The sequence below is a fragment of the Variovorax sp. JS1663 genome (assembly GCF_002157355.1).
In the GTDB taxonomy this organism is placed as follows: domain Bacteria; phylum Pseudomonadota; class Gammaproteobacteria; order Burkholderiales; family Burkholderiaceae_C; genus Variovorax.
Genome location: NZ_LYMK01000033.1, coordinates 74,605 through 83,573, shown reverse-complemented (window position 1 = coordinate 83,573; position 8,969 = coordinate 74,605). Strand labels below are relative to the sequence as shown.

General features: G+C 69.6%; 8 protein-coding genes and 1 pseudogene. 2 read left to right on the top strand and 7 right to left on the bottom strand.

Annotation, left to right across the window (positions count from 1 at the left end; genetic code table 11):
• The 6 genes and pseudogenes from A8M77_RS36970 to A8M77_RS24390 all read right to left on the bottom strand — a co-directional run.
• Positions 1 to 191, bottom strand: a pseudogene (locus A8M77_RS36970) (hypothetical protein); the annotation flags it as partial.
• Positions 192 to 388: 197 nt separating this feature from the next.
• The gene (locus A8M77_RS24410; protein ID WP_086924099.1) at positions 389 to 727 is read right to left on the bottom strand and encodes a hypothetical protein; all 339 of its coding nucleotides are present in this window, start codon (positions 725 to 727) and stop codon (positions 389 to 391) included.
• A 5-nt stretch (positions 728 to 732) separates the two neighbouring features.
• The gene (gene clpB, locus A8M77_RS24405; RefSeq protein WP_086924098.1) at positions 733 to 3,354 is read right to left on the bottom strand and encodes an ATP-dependent chaperone ClpB; all 2,622 of its coding nucleotides are present in this window, start codon (positions 3,352 to 3,354) and stop codon (positions 733 to 735) included.
• 64 nt (positions 3,355 to 3,418) lie between these two features.
• Positions 3,419 to 4,321, bottom strand: a complete 903-nt coding sequence (locus tag A8M77_RS24400) for an alpha/beta hydrolase (RefSeq protein WP_192871674.1) — start codon at positions 4,319 to 4,321, stop codon at positions 3,419 to 3,421.
• 16 nt (positions 4,322 to 4,337) lie between these two features.
• Positions 4,338 to 5,321, bottom strand: coding sequence for a tripartite tricarboxylate transporter substrate binding protein (locus A8M77_RS24395; protein ID WP_238136950.1), 984 nt, complete (start codon positions 5,319 to 5,321; stop codon positions 4,338 to 4,340).
• 11 nt (positions 5,322 to 5,332) lie between these two features.
• Positions 5,333 to 6,247, bottom strand: coding sequence for a hypothetical protein (locus A8M77_RS24390; RefSeq protein WP_086924107.1), 915 nt, complete (start codon positions 6,245 to 6,247; stop codon positions 5,333 to 5,335).
• Between the two features lie 126 nt (positions 6,248 to 6,373).
• On the opposite strand from A8M77_RS24390, the gene A8M77_RS24385 reads away from it, so the two are divergent.
• Together A8M77_RS24385 and A8M77_RS24380 are read left to right on the top strand one after the other, a co-directional pair.
• Positions 6,374 to 7,267: a LysR family transcriptional regulator gene (locus A8M77_RS24385; RefSeq protein WP_086924096.1), complete on the top strand. Its 894-nt coding sequence runs from the start codon at positions 6,374 to 6,376 to the stop codon at positions 7,265 to 7,267.
• Between the two features lie 97 nt (positions 7,268 to 7,364).
• Complete coding sequence (locus tag A8M77_RS24380; RefSeq protein WP_086924095.1) at positions 7,365 to 8,369, top strand: Bug family tripartite tricarboxylate transporter substrate binding protein; 1,005 nt, start codon at positions 7,365 to 7,367, stop codon at positions 8,367 to 8,369.
• Between the two features lie 100 nt (positions 8,370 to 8,469).
• Here the strand turns inward: A8M77_RS24380 and A8M77_RS24375 are convergent, their stop codons facing one another.
• The gene (locus A8M77_RS24375) at positions 8,470 to 8,946 is read right to left on the bottom strand and encodes a molybdenum cofactor biosynthesis protein MoaE (RefSeq protein ID WP_086924094.1); all 477 of its coding nucleotides are present in this window, start codon (positions 8,944 to 8,946) and stop codon (positions 8,470 to 8,472) included.
• Positions 8,947 to 8,969 lie beyond the last annotated feature (23 nt).

The following is an 8,969-nucleotide window of genomic DNA, read 5'->3' as shown; positions in this document are numbered from 1 at the left end:
CCCCCCCCGCCACCACCGCCTCCGCCACCCCCGCCGCCGCAACCGGACACGCTGACGCCCGTGCCCACGAACATGGCGTAGAGGATCGCACCCCGTATGAGGGAACGGCGGGAGGGCTCGGGCGCGAAGCGGGATCGCTCCTTGTCGCCCGTATCGGCTTCGGGCAGGTCAGCGTCATCGGCTTCGCGCATGTCTCGCTCCTTGCCCGGCACGGCAGCCGCGGATCGCGCCTTCGTCGTGTCGGAGGGTGGCGGGATTGAAAACCGTGCGATGCGGCCGCGTCGTAGGCCGGCATCAAGGAACGCGGTCGGCGAAGCGCTTACATCAAGTCACAGGCCGTTGCAGCCTGTGTCACCGGCTCGCCGCGCGCAGGGCAACGGCCGGGCGCCTACTCTCCGCGCGAGACCGGGCGCGCCTGAACATCGGTCACGTTGTCGCCGCCGCGGTCACGCAGGCGCACCGGGCTGTCGGCTGCTTCGCCACGCGCCTTCGCGGCGGCCACGTCGGCCGCCGTCGGCTCGGCCGGCCGCGATGCGGCACGGAAGCGGTCGAAGCCGTGGCGTGGATCGAAGCGCATGACCCAGGGCCGCACCGGCTGCCCGGTCAGGCGGGCCCAGCCGTAGCGCAGGCCCCACACCGCGGCGAGCACGAGCACCGCCACGGCCAGGCTGGCCGCGAAGACCAGGCCCAGGAGGAACAGGACGACGCGCAGGAGGAAGTTCATCATCCGGCTTAGCCCACTGCCCCGGCCCGGGGTTCCCCGGCCTTGCTGAAGCTGAACTGGCCCGGGGACCGGATCGGATCGGTGCCGACCACGATCTGGTCCTTCGGCACGAAGCTCCCGTCGAGCAGCAGTTTCGACAGCGGGTTCTCGATACGGTGCTGGATCGCCCGCTTGAGCGGACGCGCGCCGAACACCGGGTCGAAGCCGACCTTGGCGATCTCCGACAGCGCCGCGGGAGAGACCTCGAGCGCGTAGTCCATCTTCGCCAGGCGCTCCTGCAGCACCCTGAGCTGAATGGCGGCGATCGCCTCGATGTTCTTCGCGTCGAGCCCGTGGAACACCACCGTCTCGTCGATGCGGTTGAGGAACTCGGGGCGGAAGTAGTTCTTCAGCTCGTCCCACACCGCGTCCTTGATCTCCTCGGCCGGCCTGCCCACCATCGACTGGATGATCGGCGAGCCGATGTTGCTGGTCATCACGATCACCGTGTTCTTGAAGTTCACGGTGCGGCCCTGCCCGTCGGTCAGGCGGCCGTCGTCGAGCACCTGCAGCAGCACGTTGAAGACGTCCGGATGGGCCTTCTCGATCTCGTCGAGCAGCAGCACGCTGTAGGGCTTGCGGCGCACGGCTTCCGTGAGGTAGCCGCCCTCCTCGTAGCCCACGTAGCCGGGCGGCGCGCCGATCAGGCGCGCGACCGAATGCTTCTCCATGAACTCGCTCATGTCGACGCGGATCAGGTGATCCTCGCTGTCGAACAGGAAGCCCGCCAGCGCCTTGCACAGCTCGGTCTTGCCCACGCCCGTGGGGCCGAGGAACAGGAAGGAGCCGGTCGGCCGGTTCGGGTCCGACAGGCCCGAGCGCGAGCGGCGGATCGCGTTGGCGACCGCGCTGATGGCCTCGTCCTGGCCGACCACGCGCTCGTGCAGCTTGTCTTCCATCTGCAGCAGCTTGTCGCGCTCGCCCTGCATCAGCTTGGAGACCGGGATGCCCGTGGCGCGCGCCACCACCTCGGCGATCTCTTCGGCGCCGACCTGGGTGCGCAGCAGCGTGGGCGCGCTGGACTTGCCCTTGTTCGCCTCGGTGTCCTGCGCCTCCTTCAGGCGCTTCTCCAGGCCCGGCAGCTTGCCGTACTGCAGCTCGGCGACCTTGTTGAAGTCACCCTTGCTGGTGAACTCGGCGATCTGGAACTTGATCTTGTCGATCTCCTCGCGGATCTGCGCGCTGCCCTGGGCCTGTGCCTTTTCGGCCTGCCAGATCTCGTCGAGGTCGGCCAGCTCCTTCTGCACGCGAGAGATCTCTTCCTCGATCAGGCCGAGGCGCTTCTGCGAGGCCTCGTCCTTCTCACGGCGCACGGCCTCGCGCTCGATCTGCAGCTGGATCAGGCGGCGGTCGAGGCGGTCCATCACCTCGGGCTTGGAGTCCATCTCGATCTTGATGCGGGCCGCGGCCTCGTCGATCAGGTCGATGGCCTTGTCGGGCAGGAAGCGGTCGGTGATGTAGCGGTCGGACAGCTCGGCCGCGGCGACGATCGCCGGGTCGGTGATGTCCACGCCGTGGTGCACCTCGTACTTCTCCTGCAGGCCGCGCAGGATGGCGATGGTGGCCTCCACGCTCGGCTCGCCCACGAGGATCTTCTGGAAGCGGCGCTCCAGCGCAGCGTCCTTCTCGATGTACTTGCGGTATTCGTCCAGCGTCGTGGCGCCCACGCAGTGCAGCTCGCCGCGCGCCAGCGCGGGCTTGAGCATGTTGCCGGCGTCCATGGCGCCCTCGGCCTTGCCGGCGCCGACCATGGTGTGCAGCTCGTCGATGAAGACGATGGTCTGGCCCTCGTCCTTGGCCAGCTCGTTGAGAACGGTCTTCAGGCGCTCCTCGAACTCGCCGCGGTACTTGGCGCCGGCCAGCAGCGCCGCCATGTCGAGCGAGAGCACGCGCTTGCCCTTGAGCGACTCGGGTACCTCGCCGGCCACGATGCGCTGGGCCAGGCCTTCGACGATGGCGGTCTTGCCCACGCCGGGCTCGCCGATCAGCACGGGGTTGTTCTTGGTGCGGCGCTGCAGCACCTGGATGGCGCGGCGGATCTCCTCGTCGCGGCCGATCACCGGGTCGAGCTTGCCCAGGCGGGCGCGCTCGGTGAGGTCGAGGGTGTATTTCTTCAGGGCTTCGCGCTGGCCTTCGGCCTCGGGGCTGTTGACGCCCTGGCCGCCGCGCACGGCATCGATGGCGGCTTCGACCGATTTGCGGGTCACACCCTTGCTGCGCGCCAGGTTGCCGATCTCGGCCTTGCTGTCGGCCAGCGCGAGCAGGAAGAGCTCGCTGGCGATGAACTGGTCGTTGCGCTTGATGGCCTCCTTCTCGGTGGCCTGCAGCAGCTTGCCCAGCTCGGGACCGACCTGCACCTGGTCATGGCCCTGCACCTGGGGCAGCTTCTTGATCGCGGCCTCGGCGGCCTGCAGCAGGCCGGGCACATTGGCGCCGGCGCGGTCCAGCAGGGCGCGCGGGCCGTCGTCCTGGCGCAGCATCGCGACCAGCAGGTGCACCGGTTCGATGTAGGGGTTGTCGTTGCCCAGCGCGAGCGACTGCGCGTCGGCAAGGGCTTCCTGGAATTTGGTGGTGAGTTTGTCTTGACGCATGAATGACTCCGATCCCCCGCCATGTAGGGGTGCGCAGCATGGAATTCAAGCGGAAAGGCAAACCCTACACCGAATCGGGCAGAGCGCCAAAGAACCCGACGATCTCGCGGCCCAGCGCCTCTTCGCCGCTGTTGAAGTGGGCCATGATGGACATGTGGTTGTGACCGCGCATCTGCACGACTCGCGGCGCACGCCCGCCCGCAGCGGCCAGGCGATGGGCGAAGCCGAGCGCGTAGACGTCCAGCAGCGGGTTCTCGAACTCGGCCAACGCGATGAGGACGGGCATGCCGGGCCGGTCCGCCAGGCGCATCGGCGAGCGCGCCGCGTAGCGGGAGATGTCGTCGCCGAAATACGCCCGCACGCCGGGCGCGTTGGGATTCGCCGGCGACTGGTCCGCCTCCAGGCGCGCCGACACCAGGACGATCGCCCGCGCATGGCAGGCGCCGGGCCGCAGCCCCGGGTCGAGCGTGTAGCCCGCCACGTGCGTGCCTCCGGCCGAGTGGCCGATCAGGTACATGCGCGCCGGATCGCCGCCGAATTCCGCTACCCGCCCGTGCAGCCAGGCCATGGCACTGGCCACATCCAGCGCGCCTTCGGGATACGGCGCCTCGGGCGCCAGGCGGTACTCGATGTTGGCGCCGACGAAGCCCTGGCGCGCAAACCAGTACAGCACGTTGTCGTAGATCTCGGTGCTGGTGCGCTTGTCGCCGCGCACGAAGGCGCCGCCATGCACGAAGGCGACGACCGGTGCCCGCGAAGTCCCGACTGGCCGGAACAGGTCGAGCCGATGCCGCGCATGCGGGCCATAGGCCACGTCGCGCGTGACCGCGATGCCGTCCTTGGGTGCCGCGGCCAGCAGCGGCGCGTAGGCGTCCTTCACCTGCTGGCTGTGACCGGGCAGGTCCGAGGCCCAGCGCGGGCCGATGTCGGCCATCAGCGCGCGCAGCGCGGCGGGGCCTTCGATCATCGGCAGCGCGCGGCCTTCACTGCACCAGCCCCGCGTTCTTGAGCACCGTGGCCCATTTCGTCGCCTCGGCGCGCGTGAACTTCGCGAAGGCATCCGCACTGCCCTGCTCCGGCTCCGCGCCCAGTTCCTGCAGGCGCTTCTGCATCTCCGGTGCCTGGAGCACGGCCGAGATCTCGGCGTGGAGCCGATCCAGCACCGGCCTGGGCAGATCCGCCGGCGCGAACACGCCGAACCAGGCGCTGACCTCGTAGCCCGGCAGCCCGCTCTCGATCACGGTGGGCACCTCCGGCAGCAGCGAGCTGCGCGTGCGCCCGGTCACCGCCAGGGCCCTGAGCTTGCCGGACCGCACATAGGGCAAGGCCGTGGCCTGCAGGTCGAACATCAGCGGCAGGTGGCCCGCCACCACGTCGTTGAGCGCCGGCGCGCTGCCCTTGTAGGGCACGTGCAGCAGCTGGATGCCCGCGGCCGAGGCCAGCAACTCGCCGGCCAGGTGGTTGGAGGTGCCGGGCCCGGCCGATGCGTAGCTGAGCTCGCCGGCCTTCGCCCTGGCCTGCGCGATCACGTCCGCGACGCTCTTGCCCGCGAAGGACGGATGCGCCACCAGCACGAAGGGAATGGAGGCCAGCGGCGCAACCGGCGTGAAGTCCTTCACCGGGTCGTAGCCGACCTTGTTCATGGCCGGGTTGATGGCCTGCGAACTGACCGTGCCCATGAGCAGCGTGTACCCGTCGGCCGGCGCGCCCGCCACGTGCTTGGCGCCGATCGCCGTCCCGGCGCCGGCGCGGTTGTCGATCACCACCGGCTGCCCCAGCCGCTCGCCCAGCTTCTGGCCCACCGTGCGCGCCAGGATGTCGGCCGATCCGCCTGCCGGATACGGCACCACCATCGTGACCGGGCGGGTCGGATAGGCGCCCTGCGCGCCAACCGGCGGCGCGAGCGCGACCGCGCCGGCCACCGCCAGCGCGCTGCAGCCCAGGATCCTCATCAGCAGACGGGCCATGGCAGGACTCCTCAGTGCATCGCCACCGCGGCGCGATCGACCTCCGGCACCTCCGGGATCTCGACGCCGTAGGGCGCGACGTCGCTGCGGATCTGCTCGAGGGCGCGGCGGATGATCGCGATCTCCTCGTCCGGATGGGTCGCGCCCAGCCCATGCTCGGCGGCCAGCGCACGGTTGCGGCCGGCCCGCGCACGCTCGTCGGCCGGCAGGTTGACCACCGCGTAGACGCCGTTGAGCAGGCTGCCGCGCAGCTTCTTGGCCACTTTCTCGCCCAGGAGCCGCCGGTCGTCGGCCGGCAGCTCCGAGAAGAAGCGCCGCATGATGATGCGGCCGAACTGGATGTGCCGCGCCTCGTCGCGCAGGATCAGCTGGCAGGCGGTGCGGATCGACTTGTAGCGCGCGTTCTCGTAGCGCGCCTGCAGCAGCTCGCCCGAGAGCTGCTCGAAGAGCGTGTTGACGGCGAGGCCGGCGAAGAAGGACATGGCCCTCTCGTCGCGTTCGTCGTGGAAGCGCGGGATCACGGCCTTGAAGTAGTCGGCGCGCGGCTCGTCCTGGTAGCCGGCCAGCCCGCGCGCCACCAGGAAGGAGGCTTCGTGATGGCGCAGCTCCTCGGCGATGAAGTTGACGATGTGCTGCTTGATCTCGAAGGGCTGGTGCGCGAACACCGCGTCGCGCAGCCGCTCGGCACCATAGGGAATGGCGCCGTGCTCCATCCAGGCGCGCAGGCTCCACCACTCGGCACCCGCCTCCCGCACTTCGGCCGGCAGGTCCGCGCCGCGGATGTCGGAGAAATCGATGGTCGCCGGGTTCCAGGCCAGCTCGCGCGACTGCTCGCAGAGGCGCCAGACCTCGGGGTATTCGATCTCGGACTTGATGGGATACGGATTGGGAACGGGCGTGAGTTCTTCGAGAAGCGAGGGCTGCATCGTGGGGACTTTCGTGGAGGTTTGGAAGCCGTGAGGTGCATGCTGCGACAGCGCTCGTGTTTCGTCCAATACCGTTTTCATGGCCTGGTGATAGGCGAACACGATCACCATTCCTAGAATGGACAGATGGACCTGCGTCAGCTCCGCCAGTTCGTCGCCGTCGCGGAAGAGCGCAGCTTCCGGCGCGCCGCCGAGCGCCTGCATGTGTCGCAGCCGCCGCTGTCGGTGGCGGTGCAGCGGCTCGAAGCCGAGGTCGGCGCCACGCTGCTGGACCGCACGCGCCATCACGTGCGGCTGACCGTGGCCGGCGAAGCCTTCCTGCGCGAGGCGCGCCGCACCCTGGCCCATGCGCAGCTGTCGGTCGAGATCGCGCAGCGCGCCGCCGCCGGCAAGCTCGGCACGCTGCGCCTGTCCTTCGTGCCCAGCGCGGCACTGGGCGTGGTGCCGCAGCTGCTGCGCGCCTTTCGCGAGGACTACCCGGACGTCAAGCTGGTGCTGACCGGCGACACCACCTCGCAGCAGATGGCGGCCCTGCTCAATGGCAGCACCGACGTGGGCATCGTCGTGCCGCCGCTGCACGACGCGGGCGACTTCCGGGTCCAGCCCTACTGCGAGCAGGAGCTGATGCTGGCGGTGCCCGACACCCACCCCCTCGCGCACCAGCAGCGCGTGCAGCTGCGCGACCTGGCATCCGAGAACTTCGTCGGCTTCCCCTTCAAGGAGGGGCCCGGCTTCGAGAGCGTGGTGATGGCCGCCTGCCAGGACTGCGGCTTCATTCCCAACTTCGTGCAGGTGGCGGCGCAGATGCAGACCATCCTGGCGCTGGTGGGCGCCGGCCTCGGCGTCGCGCTGGTGCCCCAGGCCATGCAGGCCGTGCAGACCGCGCATGTGCACTACCTGCAGGTGCGGCGGCGCCATGTCCCGGTCAAGTACCAGCTGGGCCTGGCCTTCCGCCCTTCCAACAACAACCCGGCGCTCGCGGCCTTCATCTCGATGGCGCATCGCCTGCGCCGGCGCTGAAAACGGTGGCCGCTCGTTCAGAATAGGCCCCCTGCCGGGAGACGGGCACGCCGGTTGCTCGCCCTCCCCGTTTCTTCTTCAACGATTGGAGTCGCACATGTTCTCTTCCAGGATGCCGCGCGCGTCGCGCCGTGTCTTCACGCTCGGGCTGGCGGCCGCGGTGGCCGCGATGGCTGGCTTCGCGGGCCTTGCGCAGGCGCAGCAGGCCGGCGCGCCGATCAAGCTGCTGGTCGGCTTCCCGGCCGGCGCCGGCACCGACGCCATTGCCCGCACGCTGGCCGAGAAGCTCAAGGACCAGTTGGGCGCGCCGGTGGTGGTGGAGAACCGCGCCGGGGCCGGCGGGCAGATCGCCGCCCAGGCGCTCAAGGCCGCCGCGCCGGACGGGCACACGCTCTTCCTGTCGCACGACCACTCGATCTCGATCCTGCCGCAGGTGGTGAAGAACGCCGGCTTCAATCCCGCCACCGACTTCGTGCCGGTGGCCGGCTTCGCCACCTTCGCCAACGTGCTCGCCGTCTCCGGCGGCACGCCGGCCAAGAGCCTGGACGAGTACCTGAAATGGGTGCGCACCCAGCGCGGCGGCAAGGACACCATCGGCGTGCCCGCGCCGGCCTCGATCCCCGAGTTCCTGGTGAAGATGATCGGCACCAAGTACAAGATCGACGTCCAGGCCGCGCCCTACCGCGGCAGCGCGCCGATGACGGCCGACATGCTGGGCAACCAGATCAGCGCCGGCATCGCCTCGGTGCCCGACTTCATCGAGAACCACCGCGCCGGCAAGGTGCGCATCGTCGCCACCATCGGCAACAAGCGCCAGGCGCTGCTGCCGCAGGTGCCGACCTTCACCGAGCTGGGCTTCGCCAACCTGGAGGACCTGCCCTACTACGGCGTGTTCGCGCCGGTCGGCACGCCGCAGCCGGTGATCGACCGCTTCGGCGACGCCCTGGCCAAGGTGCTGGCCATGCCGGACGTGAAGCAGAAGCTCACGACGATGGGGCTGACGGTGGCCTACGAGCCGCAAGGCCAGTTCGCCGGCCGGGTGCGCAGCTACACGCAAACCTGGGAAGGCATCATCAAGGCGAGCGGCTTCACACCGCAATGATGTTGGCCCCCCGGCTTTACACTTCGCTTGGCTGCGTGTGACGCCCCCCCGAGGGGCAGGCGCGGCCGCCTTGAGGCGGCCCGGCGGCGGCCGCATCGGCTCAGGCGTTGCGCGCGCTGATGCCCCACCGGGCCAGCGCCGCATCGTCGTCCACGCGCGCATCGACCCAGCGCGCACCTTCAGGCGTCTGTTCCTTCTTCCAGAACGGCGCCTGGGTCTTCAGGTAGTCCATCAGGAACTCGCAGGCCTGGAAGCTCTGGCCGCGGTGCGCCGAGATGACCGCCACCATCATGATCTGGTCCAGAGGCTGCAGCAGGCCCACGCGGTGGACCACGCGCGCGCCGAGGATGTCGAAGCGCCGGTGGGCCTCGTCGATCATGGCCTCGATGGACTTCTCAGTCATGCCGGGGTAGTGCTCCAGCTCCATCGACGCGATGGCACTGCCGTCGTTGCGGTCGCGCACGGTGCCGACGAAGCTGCAGACCGCGCCCACGCGCTTGTCGTCCGCGCGCAACGCGGCGACCTCTTTTGCGAGGTCGAAATCAGCTGTCTGGATGGAAACACGCGGGCCGGCCATGTGGGAATTGTGGCACCGCGATA

Excerpts from the sequence above, each read along its gene's own strand:
- A8M77_RS24380 (WP_086924095.1), top strand. The coding sequence starts at position 7,365 with ATGTTCTCTTCCAGGATGCCGCGCGCGTCGCGCCGTGTCTTCACGCTC.
- A8M77_RS24400 (WP_192871674.1), bottom strand. The coding sequence starts at position 4,321 with ATGATCGAAGGCCCCGCCGCGCTGCGCGCGCTGATGGCCGACATCGGC.
- A8M77_RS24390 (WP_086924107.1), bottom strand. The coding sequence starts at position 6,247 with ATGCAGCCCTCGCTTCTCGAAGAACTCACGCCCGTTCCCAATCCGTAT.
- clpB (WP_086924098.1), bottom strand. The coding sequence starts at position 3,354 with ATGCGTCAAGACAAACTCACCACCAAATTCCAGGAAGCCCTTGCCGAC.
- A8M77_RS24385 (WP_086924096.1), top strand. The coding sequence starts at position 6,374 with ATGGACCTGCGTCAGCTCCGCCAGTTCGTCGCCGTCGCGGAAGAGCGC.
- A8M77_RS24410 (WP_086924099.1), bottom strand. The coding sequence starts at position 727 with ATGATGAACTTCCTCCTGCGCGTCGTCCTGTTCCTCCTGGGCCTGGTC.
- A8M77_RS24375 (WP_086924094.1), bottom strand. The coding sequence starts at position 8,946 with ATGGCCGGCCCGCGTGTTTCCATCCAGACAGCTGATTTCGACCTCGCA.
- A8M77_RS24395 (WP_238136950.1), bottom strand. The coding sequence starts at position 5,321 with ATGGCCCGTCTGCTGATGAGGATCCTGGGCTGCAGCGCGCTGGCGGTG.